12 protein-coding genes are annotated in these 15822 nt (G+C 54.2%); 7 read left to right on the top strand and 5 right to left on the bottom strand.

What is annotated here, in order from left to right; all coding sequences use genetic code 11:
• Positions 1 to 318 precede the first annotated feature (318 nt).
• Complete coding sequence (locus BN348_RS02450) at positions 319 to 564, top strand: helix-turn-helix domain-containing protein (RefSeq protein ID WP_040195951.1); 246 nt, start codon at positions 319 to 321, stop codon at positions 562 to 564.
• Positions 565 to 664: 100 nt separating this feature from the next.
• On the opposite strand, the gene secA is transcribed toward BN348_RS02450, so the two are convergent.
• Both secA and BN348_RS02440 read right to left on the bottom strand, forming a co-directional pair.
• Positions 665 to 3421, bottom strand: coding sequence for a preprotein translocase subunit SecA (gene secA / locus BN348_RS02445; protein WP_040195949.1), 2757 nt, complete (start codon positions 3419 to 3421; stop codon positions 665 to 667).
• A 967-nt stretch (positions 3422 to 4388) separates the two neighbouring features.
• Positions 4389 to 5978: an amidohydrolase gene (locus BN348_RS02440; RefSeq protein WP_040195947.1), complete on the bottom strand. Its 1590-nt coding sequence runs from the start codon at positions 5976 to 5978 to the stop codon at positions 4389 to 4391.
• Positions 5979 to 6119: 141 nt separating this feature from the next.
• On the opposite strand from BN348_RS02440, the gene BN348_RS02435 reads away from it, so the two are divergent.
• The gene (locus BN348_RS02435; protein WP_040195945.1) at positions 6120 to 8099 is read left to right on the top strand and encodes an elongation factor G; all 1980 of its coding nucleotides are present in this window, start codon (positions 6120 to 6122) and stop codon (positions 8097 to 8099) included.
• A 186-nt stretch (positions 8100 to 8285) separates the two neighbouring features.
• Here the strand turns inward: BN348_RS02435 and BN348_RS02430 are convergent, their stop codons facing one another.
• Complete coding sequence (locus tag BN348_RS02430) at positions 8286 to 9572, bottom strand: hypothetical protein (protein ID WP_040195944.1); 1287 nt, start codon at positions 9570 to 9572, stop codon at positions 8286 to 8288.
• A 13-nt stretch (positions 9573 to 9585) separates the two neighbouring features.
• Positions 9586 to 9948 (bottom strand): hypothetical protein, encoded by a 363-nt coding sequence (locus BN348_RS02425; protein WP_040195942.1) that lies wholly within the window; start codon positions 9946 to 9948, stop codon positions 9586 to 9588.
• 404 nt (positions 9949 to 10352) lie between these two features.
• Between BN348_RS02425 and BN348_RS02420 the strand changes: the two genes are divergently transcribed.
• The 5 genes from BN348_RS02420 (at position 10353) to BN348_RS02400 (ending at position 14962) form a co-directional block, all read left to right on the top strand.
• Positions 10353 to 10892 (top strand): biotin transporter BioY, encoded by a 540-nt coding sequence (locus tag BN348_RS02420; protein ID WP_040195941.1) that lies wholly within the window; start codon positions 10353 to 10355, stop codon positions 10890 to 10892.
• Positions 10889 to 11281, top strand: a complete 393-nt coding sequence (locus tag BN348_RS12885) for a DUF1284 domain-containing protein (RefSeq protein WP_052446648.1) — start codon at positions 10889 to 10891, stop codon at positions 11279 to 11281. Before BN348_RS02420 ends, BN348_RS12885 begins: the two co-directional genes overlap by 4 nt.
• Before the next feature lie 262 nt (positions 11282 to 11543).
• Entirely contained in the window at positions 11544 to 12086 is a 543-nt protein-coding gene (locus BN348_RS02410) for a stage V sporulation T C-terminal domain-containing protein (RefSeq protein WP_040195940.1), read from the top strand.
• 283 nt (positions 12087 to 12369) lie between these two features.
• A complete protein-coding gene (rpsO, locus tag BN348_RS02405; protein ID WP_052446647.1) occupies positions 12370 to 12636 on the top strand; it encodes a 30S ribosomal protein S15 in 267 nt (88 codons plus the stop codon).
• A 217-nt stretch (positions 12637 to 12853) separates the two neighbouring features.
• Positions 12854 to 14962, top strand: a complete 2109-nt coding sequence (locus BN348_RS02400) for a polyribonucleotide nucleotidyltransferase (RefSeq protein WP_040195938.1) — start codon at positions 12854 to 12856, stop codon at positions 14960 to 14962.
• Here the strand turns inward: BN348_RS02400 and BN348_RS02395 are convergent.
• Positions 14959 to 15372: a hypothetical protein gene (locus tag BN348_RS02395; RefSeq protein WP_040195937.1), complete on the bottom strand. Its 414-nt coding sequence runs from the start codon at positions 15370 to 15372 to the stop codon at positions 14959 to 14961. The two genes, BN348_RS02400 and BN348_RS02395, sit on opposite strands and share 4 nt — an antisense overlap.
• Between the last annotated feature and the right edge of the window lie 450 nt (positions 15373 to 15822).

The following is a 15822-nucleotide window of genomic DNA, read 5'->3' as shown; positions in this document are numbered from 1 at the left end:
GTACAGCACTTTTTTATTTCTATCTGTTCTTTTCCCATTCTGTATATGTTTCCTCATATCGTTTCAGGACCTTCTGCCGCGCCTTTTGGAGCACCGCTTCGTCAATGTCCAGATAAATGCAGGTCTGACAACGCCCCTGAACATCCAACAGGACTTCATCTAAGGTACAGCTCTTTTCTAATGTCCAATAAACGCAAACATGATTTTCACACTGTATATAGATTGTCCTCTCGCTTCAGTCATCTTTGGGATAATATTGCCCTGCACTATATGCTATTATAAAAAAGCATACTGATCTCTGAACGAAAGGGCAATCGTATGAAGCTTTATGATTATCATGGTGTATTCAATCGTTCTGGAAAACGCATTCGTCTTGCAAGAAAAAGGCTGAATTGGTCACAGGAACTGCTGGCCGCAAGAATACAATTAAATGGTCTGAATATCGATCAAAATGCCGTCAGCCGTGCTGAAAACGGTAAGCGTTGCATTCCCGACTTTGAGCTGCCGTTCTATGCGGATGCACTGGGTGTCAGCATTCTGTGGCTGCTTGACTTGGAAGACTGACTCCATCATGCGGATGCAAGACCGATGTTATCCAATGAGAACAGCCGACAAAAAGGCACAGAGCAATCTGCTCTGTGCCTTTTGAAACGTATGGTTTTATTTACTGCTGAGCGCCGCCGGCGTTTCTGCCGCAGCACTGTTTGTACTTCTTGCCGCTGCCGCACGGGCACGGATCGTTGCGTCCGATCTTTTTGCCCTTCTTGACCGTCTTGTTTTCCGGCTCCGCATCGTCGCCGTGGGACGCCACGGTCGGCTTCGCAACCTGTTCGCGCTGCGGCTCCTCTTCCTTGCGGAGCTGTACGGTCAGCAGCATCTTGACGGTGTCCTCGCGGATCGACGCAACCATCTGGTCGAACATCTCGAAGCCTTCGAGACGGTACTCAACCACCGGGTCGCGCTGTGCATAGGAGCGCAGGTAGATGCCCTTGCGCAGCTCATCCATGGCGTCGATGTGGTCCATCCACTTGGAATCGACGTTCCGAAGCAGGATGACACGCTCAAGCTCGCGCATGACCTGAGCGCCGAAGCTCTCTTCCCGCGTCTCATAAAGCTCCATCGCGCGGTCAAGCAGCATCTGCTTGATGTCGTCCTTCGACGCGTCGGCAAGCTCCTGTGTGGTGTAGACAAGATCCTCGTCGGTGGTCAGCCAGCCCAGGAAATGCGCCTTGAGTCCGGCCAGGTTCCAGTCGTCGTGGATCTCGGTATCCGCGACATACTGGTCCACCGTAGCGGTGATGTACTCCTTGATCATCTGGACGATGTTGTCCTTGATGTCGTCGCCGTCCAGCACCTTGCCGCGCTGTCCGTAGATGATCTCACGCTGGCGGTTCATGACGTCGTCGAACTGCAGGACATTTTTACGGATGCCGAAGTTGCGGCCCTCGACCTTGCGCTGCGCGCTTTCGATCGAATTGGACAGCATCTTGTTTTCAATCGGGGTATCCTCTTCGACGCCCAGCGTTTCCATCATGTTCTGCAGGCGTTCGCCGCCGAACAGGCGCATCAGGTCGTCTTCGAGCGAGAGGTAGAAACGGGTTGCACCCGGGTCTCCCTGACGGCCGGCACGTCCGCGCAGCTGGTTGTCGATACGGCGGGACTCATGCCGCTCGGTGCCCAGGATAAACAGTCCGCCCGCTTCCCGGACCTTTTCGGCCTCATCCTTGATCTCTTCTTTATATTCATCGTTGTATTTCTTGAAGGTTTCACGCGCATTCAGGATCTCCTCATCGTCGGTCTCGGAGAAGCCGGTCGCCTCGCCGATCAGATAATCCTCAAAGCCCTCCTTGCGCATCCGGGCCTTTGCCAAAAATTCCGCGTTTCCGCCGAGCATGATGTCAGTACCGCGTCCGGCCATATTCGTCGCGATGGTGACCGCGCCGAATTTACCTGCCTGCGCGATGATCTCGGCCTCTTTTTCATGGTACTTCGCGTTCAGGATTTCATGCCTGATGCCGCGTTTCTTGAGCATTGAGCCGAGCAGCTCGGACTTCTCAATCGAAATCGTACCGACCAGAACCGGCTGGCCCTTTTCATGGCACTCCTCAATCTGCTCGATGACGTTCAAGAATTTGCCCTTCTCGGATTTAAAGACGGCATCCGGATAGTCCGCCCTCTGAATCGGCCGGTTGGTCGGAATCTCAATGACATCCAGTTTATAGATTTCACGGAACTCGCCCTCCTCGGTCAATGCCGTACCGGTCATACCGGAGAGCTTGTCGTACATTCTGAAGTAGTTCTGGAAGGTGATGGTCGCCAGCGTTTTGGATTCGCGCTCGACCTTGACGTTCTCCTTCGCCTCGATGGCCTGATGCAGGCCCTCGTTGTAGCGGCGGCCGAGCATCAGTCGTCCGGTGAACTCATCGACGATGATGACCTCGCCGTCCTTGACGACATAGTCGATATCCTTCTTCATGATGCCGTGCGCCTTGATCGCCTGGTTGATGTGGTGCTGTAAGGTGATGTTGTCCGCATCGGACAGGTTTTCAACGCCGAAGTATTCCTCAGCCTTCTTGACGCCGGCCTTGGTCAGCGTTGCGGTTTTGGCCTTCTCATCGACGATGTAGTCGCCCTCGTACTGCTCGTCGTTGTCCTCCTTGTCGTTGAGCTCCTTGACCTTGACGAGCTTCAGGGTAGACGCGAAATGGTCCGCAACTTTGTAGAGGTCGGTGGACTTGTCGCCCTGTCCGGAGATGATCAGCGGAGTTCTGGCCTCGTCGACCAGAATCGAGTCAACCTCGTCGACGATGGCGTAACGGAAGCCGCGCTGCACTTTGTCCTTTTTATAGATGACCATGTTGTCTCTCAGATAATCGAAGCCAAATTCGTTGTTGGTGCCGTAGGTGATGTCCGCGTTGTAGCTTTCACGGCGCTGGTTGTTGTCAAGGCCGTGGACGATCAGTCCGACATTCAGTCCCAGATAGCGGTAGACCTTGCCCATCCATTCGGAGTCGCGGCGGGCCAGATAGTCGTTGACCGTGACGATATGTACGCCGCGGCCCTCCAATGCGTTCAGGTAGGCCGGCAGGGTCGCCACGAGGGTTTTACCTTCACCGGTTTTCATCTCTGCGATACGTCCCTGATGCAGGACGATGCCGCCGATGATCTGAACCGGGAAGTGCTTCATGCCCAGCACCCTCCATGCTGCCTCACGGCAGGTGGCGAACGCATCGGGCAGGATGTCATCCAGCGTTTCTCCGTTTGCGAGCCGCTCCTTGAGCTTTGCGGTCATCGAACGCAGCTCGCTTTCGGACATCTTATCGTATTCGGCCTCTTTATCCAGCACCTTCTGCACGATGGGCTGGATTCTCTTCAGTTCCTTTTTGGAATAGGAGCCGAATATCTTTTCTAACATTCCCATTTGTAGTCACCTCAAGAAAATTCAAGATTTATGTTAAATATCCTCTGTACTTAATTGCGCCGCTAGTTTTCATTGGCACAGCCCAAAGCTGAACCCGCAAGTGGATACGCAATCGCTTTTCAACAGCACGCCGCAGATTGGGGCGAACCGTTTTCGCTACAAGCAATATTTCGCATGCTACTATTCTACTAGAAACACAGAAACTTGTCAAACAATTGCGCCAACTTTATTGGATTTTTTTTATGAATTCTGGAAATCCCCCCTGTCTTGAGTTTGGTTACAACGCACAAAAACATTGGGACAGGACGGCACACCGTCATTTCATTTTCATCCCTTCCGCCGGATTTCATCCGCACTGCCGCTTTCGAAGTGTCATTCTCCTGAGGTGCCGAAAATCATTCCCATCAACACGCATCCGTTTTCAAAGCACAGTCATTCCAAGTACAGAGCATCATTTTTAATCACCACGTATCCACCTTCGAAGCACTGTCATTTCAGGCGCTGAGCATGATTCCAATCGCCGTGCCCGCTTTCGAATCACAGTCATTCCAAGTACAGAGCATCATTTTAATCACCATGTATCCGCCTTCGAAGCACGCCATTTCAGGAGCTGGGCATGATTCCAATCGCCGCGCCCGCTTTCGAATCACAGTCACCCCAGGAGCCAAGCATTAACCTGAGCACCGTGCGCCCGCTTTCAAAACATAACCCTCTTAGGAAATCAGGAATTATTTTAATTACGATGCTTCCAATTCTCTGTCTCCGAAGGCTTGGTACACCGGCTAACTCCGTCCGTACTTGTTGGTGAACGCTTTATCGAAGAACGTGACCTCCTTCCAAAACTGAGACACAAAACAGCCCGGGCGGCAGCAATACCGCCCGGGGCCGTTTAACCATCCATCAGATCGTTTGATTTTTATATATCGTTTTCACGCGGGATTCATACGCTTGACCGTTCCATGACTCTCTACCGCTCGTAGAGGGTGCGTCCCTCTTTATCGGTCCTGAGAATCTTGATCTGCCTGATCTCATCGGGATGCACCTTGAGCGGATTGCGGTCCAGAAATACAAGATCCGCGAGCTTACCCGCTTTCAGGGAGCCTTTGCGGCCCTCCTCAAAATACTGGTATGCCGCGTTGATCGTGACGGCTTTCAGCGCTTCCAATGGCGAAATCTTCTCCTGCTCTCCCAGAATCACGCCGCCCCGGGTTACGCGGTTGACCGCACACCAGATGGTCATCAGCATATCCGGCGGCAGAACCGGGGAATCCTGATGGAAGGTGAAAAGCTCGCCGTCCCTGACGGCGCTTGCGGCCGGACTGATCTTCGACGCGCGCTTCAGGCCGAAATTCTTGATGTGGACATCTCCCCAGTAGTAGACGTGCGCGACAAAAAAGGATGCGATGATCTTCAGCCGGCGCATTTCGGGCAGCTGATCCGGCTGTGCAAGCTGCGCATGGATCATCACCGGACGGATATCCTTCTGTTCCCCGCTTTCCTCCATTGCGGCGCGGTAGGAATCGATCATCTGTGCGGCTGCCGCGTCGCCGTTGCAGTGTACGAGGATCTGTTTGCCCTCGCTCAGCGCGGTCTTCATGAAATCTCTGACCTGCGCGTCCTGATGCACCGGGTAGCCCTTGTAATCCCCTTCCCCCAGATACGGCGTCTGCATCCATGCGGTGCAGCCCTGCGGTGAACCGTCCAGGAAGATCTTATACCCGCCGATCCGCAGATGGTTTCGATAATTCCGATAGTCCGGATGATCCTCCACCACCTGCCGGCTGTCCACAAGGTCTGCGTAACAGACCGTGTCCAGCACCAAATCTCCTTCGTCGGACATCCGTTTGAGCATCTCCCAGTTATGCGTTTTGGTCAATCCATCCTGCACGGTTGCAATGCCGTAGCTCAGATAGATCTCCTGCGCCTCCTTCAGCTGTTTGACGGCCTGTTCATCGGGACAGGGCGGTATTTTCGCCACACAGGAGGTAAACGCGTTTTCCTCCAGATATCCGTTCGGCTCATCCGAGCCTTCACACCGGCCGATCACGCCGCCCTGCGGATCCTCTGTTTCGGCGGTGACGTCCAGCTTCTCGAGCGCCTTGGAATTCGCAACCCCCATATGCCCTGAAGCATGCGTGACGACAAGCGGATGATCCGGGCAGGCTTCATCCAGCAAGGCCTTGGTCGGATGTTCGCGCTCCTCCAAAAATTCCGGATCATATCCAAACGCCGTGATCCACTGCCCCTCGGGGATCTTGTGCTCCTCTTTGAACTGCTGCACACGCTCCTTGATCTCATCGAAGCTGCCGGCTCCGTTCAGGTTGACCGAACCGAGCGTGCTCGCCATCCCGGTGAGATGGCTGTGCGCATCGATAAACGCGGGAAGCAGGGTTTTGCCTTTCAGGTCGACCGTCTTGGCATAAGGGCCTGCGGCCCTCTGCACCTCTTCGAGCGTGCCGGTCCGCTTGATGACGGAACCCTCCACCAGCATCGCTTCCGCATAGAGCGGCTCCTCCATTGTGATGATATCTCCGCCATAATAAATGGTAGACGACAAAGTAATCTCCTCCTTTTGAGATGATCTCCTATCCTTATTATATTGTGATTTCAGCGGAAATAACAGCCCGTGTGTAAAATAGGATTGGATTTTTTCTCAAAATGGTGTAAACTGAAAGAAAAAACAAACGGAGGTATTCATTTGCGTAAGACCATCGGGATTCTGGCCCATGTGGACGCGGGCAAAACCACCCTGTCCGAACAGGTCCTGTTCCATGCTCATGCGATCCGCACGCGAGGCCGCGTGGACCATCAGGACGCGTTTCTGGATACGGACGGCATTGAAAAGCGCCGCGGCATCACCATCTTCTCGAATCAGGCGGTGTTTACCCGCGGCGGCGATACCTTTTACTGGGTGGATACGCCGGGCCACGTCGATTTCAGCGCCGAGATGGAACGCGCCGTCGGCATCATGGACGCGGCCGTGCTGGTCGTCAGCAGCGTCGAGGGCATTCAGGGCCACACCGCGGCGGTCTGGAAGCTGCTGCTCGAGCATCGGGTTCCTACCTTTCTGTTCCTCAACAAAACCGACCGTGCCGGCGCCGCCCCCGAACGGGTCCTCAGCGATCTGCAAACCCGCTTTTCCGCTGAGGTCGTACCGTTCTCACCGCTCGACCAGCCGGACTCCATAACAACGGCGCTTGCCGAATCGATTGCCGAACGCGACGAGAGGCTGTTTGAGCTTTATTTAAAGGAAGGCTACCGCCCGGACATCTGGCTTGAAACCGCGCGGGAGATGGTTCGGGAGGGCCGCCTGTTCCCGTGCTTCTCCGGCTCGGCCCTGAACGACGAAGGCGTCCGGGAATTTCTGGACTGGCTGTGCGCGCTCACCACATGGGAAGCCCATGCGGAATCCGAAGGCGTACCGTTCGCCGGGCAGGTTTACAAAATCCGGCACGACAGGCAGGGCAGCCGGCTGACCTTTCTCAAGGTGCTGCGCGGCGGATTCCGAGTAAAGGACACCCTGCGCGTGTCGGGCAGGGATGGCGGCGAAACGGCGGAGAAGGTCAACGAAATCCGCATCTACAACGGGGCGCAGTATACACAGACCGATAGGGCCATGCCCGGAGACCTGTGCGCGGTGACCGGCCTGTCACATCCATTGCCCGGAGATTTTATCGGGGAAACCCTGTCGCGCGGCAGTTTTGCGTGCCATCCGGCCCTGACGGCGCGGGTCCTCTTCCCCGAAGATGTTCCGGCCCGCACGGTGCTCGGTTATTTCCGCATCTTGGAGGATGAGGACCCGATGCTGCATGTGGGCTTCGAGGAAGCGCTCTCTCAGATCACCATACAGGTTATGGGGGACATCCAGCTTGAGGTGCTCGCGGAGATCGTCCGCGAGCGGTTCGGCCTGCCCGTCTCGTTTGGTGAATGTGAGATCTTATATAAAGAAACCATCGCGGCCCCGGTCGTCGGCTACGGCCACTTCGAACCGCTGCGCCATTACGCCGAGGCGCATCTGCTGCTGGAACCGGCCCAGCGCGGCAGCGGCGTCACCTTCGCGTCCGCCTGTCCGACCGACCTGCTGGACCGGCAGTACCAAAACCTGATACGAACCCATGTGCTGGAGAAGGAACACAAAGGCGTGCTGACCGGGTCGGCGCTGACCGATGTGAAGATCACCCTGCTGACCGGGCGGGCGCATCTCAAGCACACCGAGGGCGGGGATTTCCGGCAGGCGGTTTACCGCGCCGTCCGCCAGGGGCTGATGCGCGCCCAGAGCCTGCTGCTCGAACCGTACTACGCATTCCGCATCGAAGCCGAAAGCGGGCATGCCGGCCGCATCCTGTCGGATATCCAGCAGCTGCACGGCAGCTTCGACCCGCCTCAAATCCTGGAGGACCGCGCCGTGATCTGCGGACGCGCGCCGGCCTCGACCATGATGAGCTACAGCCGGACCTTCAGCGCGTTCACGCGTGGAAAGGGCGTGCTGAACCTCAGCTTCGACGGCTACGAGCCCTGCCACAACCAGAACGAGGTTGTCTCGATGACCGGCTACGACTGCCTGGGCGACACGGAGAACACGCCGGATTCGGTCTTCTGCGCCAAGGGCGCCGGCTATCTTGTCAAATGGGACGAGGTGGAAAAGCACGTGCACTGCGACAAGGTATATCCGGGATAAAAAGGGAAGCTGCGATACATCGTCCGGCAAACAAGCTTGACAGCTGCTGCGGTTCTTCCCGCGCGCCGTGCGGCTGCATATATTTCAGAAACGCCAAAAAACAAAGAACCCCCGCCCGTATCCCTGTATACAGGAATACGGGCGGGGGTTTCCCGATGGTAGTCGGATATACTTCTTACAGAGCGGTTACGATGCCGGCAGTTCCAGATCTTCCAACAACGTGATGGATGGAAAATCGTACGCTTCACCGTCTTCGGTTGGAATCCACAGAATCTGATAAACCAGCAGACGGCTGCCGCATACGGAGAAGCACAGCTGATCGATTTTGCCCATTATCCGTCCATCCAGATTTACCAGAACCTCAGGTTCGCTGTCATCCTGACGGTCAAGCAGAACCTCCTGGCTGTCCCCGTCATAGATCAGCACCCTTCCTTCATGAACGCCGACGATTCTCTGGCGCGGGGCGGTGATGCGGATTCTGTTTTCCAGCACCTGATCCTGCATAAGCAGTTCGGTCAGGCAGTCCCCCGCATGCTGTCCCATCGGAAGTGATGACGTCCAGCTGCAGGAATTGTAGACCCAGTTCGACTGCAGCAGAAGGCCGCCCTCCAGCGATAGAAAGGTCGGATACCGGTCCTCTTCAAAGTCCACGGAGAAGTTTTCCAGCGCCTTGCCGTCCGGCGGCAGGGCCATGATCTTCATGTCGTCCTCCAGCGTCAGGAAGTAAACCGTATCGTCTTTCACGTCCAGGATGCGGTCGTATTCGCGGTATTCATAGAAACAGGGAACCTTCCATTCGCTGTTGTAAACATCGACAAAATATTCATATGGATCTTCTCCATCCGAAACGGATAATGCTTCAAACAAGCTGCCGGGTTCTTCCTCCCAGTCGTCCTCTTTCGGCGAGCGGGAGAATAAAAACGCCCAGTCACCGTCGGAAACCAGCGCATACTCCTGCGGCACATAATCCCAATCCCCGGCAAAGGACGACAGGTTTTTCTGATACTTGAGCTTTTGCGCCATCTCTCTGGCAGAATAAAACCTGTTATCGGACAGCTTGTTCAGATAAAGCTGCGGATAATCCGAATCCCTGTAGCTTTCCTCATAGACCAGCAGATAGTCGTCGTCCGCTTTCATGCAGGTCACATCGGGAATGGGATAGACGTCGGAGGGCTTGCCATCCTTGTCAAACCGCGCGACATCCGATTGGGTGGCGACAAAGATGGAATCCGAATTTACCGCAATCGCGTAGATCTGTTCATGCAGCTCCCGGATGACCTCGCCATTCCGATAAATCGCGCCCGGGCATCCATAATTGTTGATATAGTAAACGTCCTTGCCGTCATAGGCGCTGAGATGGTCGGTGATCTCGACATGCAGACCATCGCCGGCGGCCTCCTCGATGGGAACACAGCCGGTCAGGCCCAGCAGCAGCACCGCCGACAGCAGAACGGGCAGTATCTGTTTGTACAATGGAACCTCCTCCTCATCTCTGCAGAGCAAAGGAAACAACCTTTCCATCGGATGCACGGATGCGAAGCTGAGGGCCGCCGCCCGCAGTATCCTCGGAAAGGGAATAGGACACGATCCACTCGTCCCCCTCCTGCAAAGCCGTCACCTGATAGCCTTCAAAGGTGCTCTTGCAGTTTTCCAGCACATAGGCATGTGCAATTTCCAATGCCTGTTCTTTATTTTCAACCGGTTCGGCAGCACTGGCCGCAGATGCAGTCTGAGACTGCCCGTCTGTTTCCGGCCGGGAGCTCGTCTCGCCTTCGCTGCATCCGGACAGCGGCAGGCAAACGCTGAGCAGCACCGCACACAGGAAGAACGATTTCTTATGATCTTTCATAGAACATATCCCCTTTCTGTACCGCATGATCGTCACATGGCAGGTTCTTCACATCAATCCTTTGCTCTTTACAATATGAACGATGTTAAACCAATTTTACTACAATATTTGAAGGATTGCAATGGAAACTTCGGTTTTCCACGGATTATAAAGAGAACATAGGGGAAACACCATTCATCTTCCATTGCGTGACCGCAACCACAGCAGGGCGCACACGTACTACCTCATATTGAGAAATAACGGTTCCGTTATCTATATTTTAAAAAGACCAGATTTTTTGATGATCCGCAGACATGATCAGAAAACGGTGCAGGGTAAATTGTAAACCATATTTTTATAAATGGGTTGACAATACGCTTTTTCATCCTGTATAATGGAAACAAGAAATAGGAGGGGAAATTGCCATGAAAACGAGAAATTTGATTCTGATCGCGCTGTTTGCGGCCATCACAGCGGTTTTTGCCCAGATTGTCATCCCATTGCCGTTCACGCCGGTTCCGTTCACAATGTCGTTGTTTGCGGTCTTCCTGACCGGCGTGGTACTCGAAAAGAAAGCGGCGTTTGCCGTTCAGGCTGTTTATCTGCTGCTGGGACTTGTCGGCGTGCCTGTCTTCGGTGGATTTACCGGCGGTCCCGGCATCCTGTTCGGCGTCACCGGCGGATATCTGATCGCTTATCCGCTGATGTCCTTTTTGACCGCCTGGATTCCAGAGCTGCTGCACCGCAAAAACTTCGGCACCTACATCCTCGGCATGCTCGCGGGACTACTGGTCTGCTATGTACTGGGCACCATCTGGCTGGCAGTCGCTGCAAAAACAGGACTGTGGCAGGCGGTGCTGACCGGTGTGGCGCCGTTTGTGCTGTTAGATCTGGTCAAGGTCGCGTGCAGCGCGGGGCTTGGGCTTGCTTTGCAGAAGGCGCTGAAGGCGGCGAAGCTGGCATGATCCGTCTGCGCCACCACCATCTGATGTGTATGCACACCTATTCCGGCACCGGCTACAGCGGGGAATTCTGCCGCAACATGGAACGCATCCTGCAAACGCTCCGGCAGAATCCGGATACGGCGGTCATGCTGTCGGCAGCGTGCGACGACATCTGCGGCGCCTGCCCGAACCGCATCGGCGGCCGGTGTAGGGAGGAAGCGTCCATCCAAAAACGGGATGCGAAGGTTGCCGCCTTTTTTAACTGCGGCGGCGATATCCAAACGACCTATCGCCAGCTGCTGGATAAAATCGGCCCTGCATTTTCGAAGCTGACCGATGTGTCACAGGTCTGTCATCGATGTGAATTTTATGAGCTCTGCAACGCGGTTCTGCCAAAAAAGCTTCTGTAACTCGCACGGCGGAATGGGAAGCCGGAACCGTTCAAGCTTCAAAATTCTGATAAAAAACGCGTCTCCATAAAACATCAAATTGATCCGTTGAAATTGTTACGATATTCAACATTGTTTTTGTCAAAAGTTCTTCCACAGAATTTCGATGGCCGCACAAATTGGCTGTATAAACGTCCACCATTTTACAGATACTACAGTTAGAGAAAAATGAACTCTAAATATATCAATCTTCAAATTCTGTAAATATGGAGGAACTCGAAATATGAAGGCCACAGGAATAGTCAGACGCATCGATGATCTGGGCCGCGTTGTGATTCCGAAAGAGATCCGGCGTACCATGAGAATCCGAGAAGGCGACCCATTGGAGATATATACCGACAACGACGGCGAAGTGATTTTTAAAAAGTATTCCCCGATTGGGGAGCTTGCATCCTTCGCCTCCCTTTATGCCGATGTGCTTTACAAGACCGGCGGGCATCCGGTGGTTGTCTGCGACAACGACAATGTCATATCGGTCGCCGGACTGCCGAAAAAAGAACTGATCGAACGCAGGGTATCCACCCATCTCGAAGAGCTGATGGAATCCCGGCGCAACTACATCTACACCGCCGAAGAGCAGGTTCGCCTGCAGCCGGTGGAGGGTGTCGAGCGGTACGCGACCGTGGCCGTCCCGATTGTGGCGGCCGGCGATGTCTGCGGCTCCGTCATGTTCCTGGAAAGCGAATCCGGCGGCTACGCGGCCGAAAGCGAAATCAAGCTGATTCAGGCCGCGGCCGCGTTTCTCGGCAAACAGATGGAGGAGTAATCCTCCCTGTGATATGCGGTATCCATGCAAAATGCCTCCTGACAGCGAATCTAAAAGACTCGTGTTCAGAAGGCATTTTTGCATGAAAAAAAATTTATAATTTGTTGAGTTGTCTATATTTACAAGCTGCATCGTTTATGCTATACTAACAACTGTGCGTTGACCATATACCTGGCCTGGGGTTTAAGCCCGGTTCCCTTTTTAGGGGAACAAACGGGAGTTTTGCCTGTCCCCTTGCTAAGTTTACGGACATCCATCAATTTTTTAAAGAGGTGAAGGCATTATGATGCTGAAAGAACAGAAGACAGCTGTTATCGAAAACAACAGACTGCATGAGAACGACACAGGTTCTCCGGAAGTACAGATCGCAATCCTGACCAAAAGAATCAATGATCTGACCGAGCATCTGAAGGTTCACAAGAAGGACCATCATTCCAGACGCGGACTGCTTAAAATGGTTGGCCGCAGAAGAAACCTGCTCAACTATGTCGCGAAGAATGACATCGAGCGCTATCGTGCGATCATTGCAAAGTTAGGACTGCGTAAATAATTCAAGTCGGAAAAGCTGTGTCGAAGAGAACTTGACAGGAGTACCCGGTTCTTTTTGATACAGCTCTTTGCACATCATACAGTAATTGTGGTGTTTAGCAGTGAATCGGGCGCTGGAAGCTCCAGCATCGGATTCATCGCTAAACCGCAACTACTGATATGGTAAACAAAGAGTGAAATCAATCTTTTACCAAATTATCAGGAGGTAGCATACCAATATGTTTGAGAACTTCAAAACCTTTGAAACAACCTATGCAGGAAAAAAGCTGGTCATCGAGACCGGCAAGATGTGTGAACTCGCAGGCGGTTCCTGCCTGGTCCGTTATGGAGAAACCACCGTGCTGTGCAACGCGACCGCATCCGCGAAGCCGCGTGACGGCATCGACTTCTTCCCACTCTCAGTCGACTACGAAGAGAAGCTCTATGCGGTCGGCAAGATTCCGGGATCCTTCTTAAAAAGAGAAGGCCGCCCGAGCGAAAAGGCCGTCCTGACCTCGCGTCTCGTCGACCGTCCGATCCGCCCGCTGTTCCCGAAGGATATGCGCAACGACGTTTCGGTCGTCATGACCGTCATGGCTGTTGACCCGGATCATTCGCCGGAAATCACCGGCATGATCGGCGCGTCGATCGCCCTGTCCATCTCCGATATTCCGTGGAGCGGACCGATCGGCGGCATCAACGTGGGCTATGTCGATGGACAAATTGTCTTCAACCCGGACGCCGAACAGCGCGAGAAATCCCGCATGACCGTGACCGTAGCGGCCACCAAGCAGAAGATCGTCATGGTGGAAGCCGGCGCGGATGAGATCCCGGAAGACGTGATGCTCAACGCGATCGTCAAAGCACACGAGGAGATCAAGCCGCTCATCACCTTCATCGAGGGCATCCAGAAGGAGATCGGCAAAGAGAAGTTCACCTTCGAATCCGTGGTCGTCAGCGACGAGATGTTCGAGGCGGTCAAGGAATTCGCCATTGATAAAGTCAAATACGCATTGGACACCAACGATAAAAACGAGCGCGACGCACGCCTGCAGCCGATCTATGAGGAGGTCTATGCGCACTTCGCAGAGACCTATCCGGAGCAGACCGCCCAGCTCGACGAATGCATGTACAAGCTGCAGAAGTTCATCGTCCGCCGCTGGCTGCTCGACGAGGGCAAGCGCGTTGACGGCAGACAGATGGATGAAATCCGCCCGCTCGACGCTGAGGTCGGCATTCTGCCGCGCGTACACGGCAGCGGCATGTTCACCCGCGGACAGACGCAGGTTCTGACCGTCGCAACGCTGGGTGCCATCCGCGACGCGCAGATCCTCGACGGCATCGACAACGAGGATTCCAAGCGCTATATGCATCATTACAACTTCCCATCCTATTCGGTCGGTGAAACCCGTCCGAGCCGCGGCCCTGGCCGCCGTGAAATCGGTCACGGCGCGCTGGCGGAGCGTGCGCTTGAGCCGGTCATCCCCTCCGAGGAGGAATTCCCGTATGCACTCCGTCTCGTTTCCGAGGTGCTTTCCTCGAACGGTTCAACCTCGCAGGCATCCATCTGCGGTTCCACGCTGGCACTGATGGACGCGGGCGTTCCGATCAAAGCGCCGGTTGCAGGCATCTCCTGCGGACTCATCACCGAGGGCGAGCGCTGGATGACCATGGTGGACATCCAGGGACTCGAGGACTTCTTCGGCGACATGGACTTCAAGGTCGGCGGAACCCACAAAGGCATTACCGCTATCCAGGTCGATATCAAGAACGACGGCCTGACCCCGGAGATCATCAAGGAAGCGTTTGAGAAAACCCGCAAGGCAAGACTCCATATCCTGGACGACATTATGCTGAAAGCCATCGCCAAGCCGCGTGAGGAGCTTTCCAAGTACGCGCCGAAGATGCTGATCACCCAGGTTCCTGTCGACAAGATCCGTGAGGTCATCGGTTCCGGCGGCAAGGTCGTACAGAAGATCTGTGCGGAATGCGACGTCAAGGTTGACATCGAGGAGGATGGAAAGGTCTATGTTTCCGCCGTCGATATCGACAACGCAAGACGCGCGCTGATGATGATCGAGACCATCGCGAAGGATCCGGAGGTCGGCGCGATCTACAAGGGCAAGGTCACCAGAATCATGGCGTTCGGCGCATTTGTCGAAATCGCACCGGGCAAGGAAGGTCTTGTGCACATTTCCAAGCTGGATAACCACCGTGTCGGCAAGGTTGAAGACGTCGTTTCCATCGGTGATGAAATCGTCGTCAAGGTCACGGAGATTGACAGCCAGGGAAGAATCAATCTTTCCAGAAAAGACGCCATCGCCGCGATGCAGGCGAAGAAAAACTAATTTTTGTTTGTGATCAAAGCCCGGCAGTCAAATTTGACTGCCGGGCTTTTTAGTTTGCCAAAAAGCCACTGAATAACAAGCGGGCAGCCTTTGTTTTGTCCGATGAATATTAGCTCCACAGTTATTGTTTCGCTGCAGCGCAGCGGCATTCTTATGTTTGCCAAGAACCACTTGGCAAAGTGGTAGTTACTTCTTTGTTCGGGCCAAAGAAGTAACCAAGAAAGGCCGCCAAAGGGGGAATGCCGCTTCGGTACAGTCAGTATGGACGTCATTCCCCCTTTGGAAACCCCCTCTGCCCGTCCGCTTCTCAGCGGGGCAAGGAAGCTCAGCGTTCGCTGGGTTCGAACGTCCGCTATATAAGCGATTGTATCTATATCTCTGCTCGCTCTATATTCCGAATCCATCAGCATAGTGATCTTATCCTATACTGTTGTGGCAAAGGTTTTGTTTTGTGCTCTAAATAAACAGGGTGGTTACCCGACGTGCCTGTCTTAGAAACTTGAATCCCTGTGGAATTATTCGTGAGGTGCTTTTTCGAAGCTTGCGGGGTATTATCAGTGATTGATGGCTCACCACACAGACTCATATCAGACTACGAACCAGCTGAGGTATTGGGGTACCATATACACAACTTGTAACCGGGGATGCGTCCGCTGCTAGCTATGCCCAACCACCCTGCCAAAAGCAATACGCCGCCCGCAAGCGGCCGAAATAGATATCCTTATATCAGAGGGGATTTTCAAGGGGGCCATCTGGCCCTAAGCGGCACTCTGTATGGCCCCCTTGAACGGCCTTTCTTGGTTACTTCTTTGGCCGCGCAAAGAAGTAACTACCACCTTGCCAAGATACCTTGGCAAGCA

The sequence above is a fragment of the Candidatus Soleaferrea massiliensis AP7 genome (assembly GCF_000820765.1).
Classification (GTDB): Bacteria; Bacillota; Clostridia; order Oscillospirales; family Ruminococcaceae; genus Soleaferrea; species Soleaferrea massiliensis.
This window is presented reverse-complemented; position numbering and strand designations above follow the sequence as displayed.

Coding starts and splice junctions, on each gene's coding strand:
- BN348_RS02450 (WP_040195951.1), top strand. CDS start 319: ATGAAGCTTTATGATTATCATGGTGTATTCAATCGTTCTGGAAAACGC.
- secA (WP_040195949.1), bottom strand. CDS start 3,421: ATGGGAATGTTAGAAAAGATATTCGGCTCCTATTCCAAAAAGGAACTG.
- BN348_RS02425 (WP_040195942.1), bottom strand. CDS start 9,948: ATGAAAGATCATAAGAAATCGTTCTTCCTGTGTGCGGTGCTGCTCAGC.
- BN348_RS02420 (WP_040195941.1), top strand. CDS start 10,353: ATGAAAACGAGAAATTTGATTCTGATCGCGCTGTTTGCGGCCATCACA.
- BN348_RS12885 (WP_052446648.1), top strand. CDS start 10,889: ATGATCCGTCTGCGCCACCACCATCTGATGTGTATGCACACCTATTCC.
- BN348_RS02410 (WP_040195940.1), top strand. CDS start 11,544: ATGAAGGCCACAGGAATAGTCAGACGCATCGATGATCTGGGCCGCGTT.
- rpsO (WP_052446647.1), top strand. CDS start 12,370: ATGATGCTGAAAGAACAGAAGACAGCTGTTATCGAAAACAACAGACTG.
- BN348_RS02400 (WP_040195938.1), top strand. CDS start 12,854: ATGTTTGAGAACTTCAAAACCTTTGAAACAACCTATGCAGGAAAAAAG.
- BN348_RS02395 (WP_040195937.1), bottom strand. CDS start 15,372: ATGCTGATGGATTCGGAATATAGAGCGAGCAGAGATATAGATACAATC.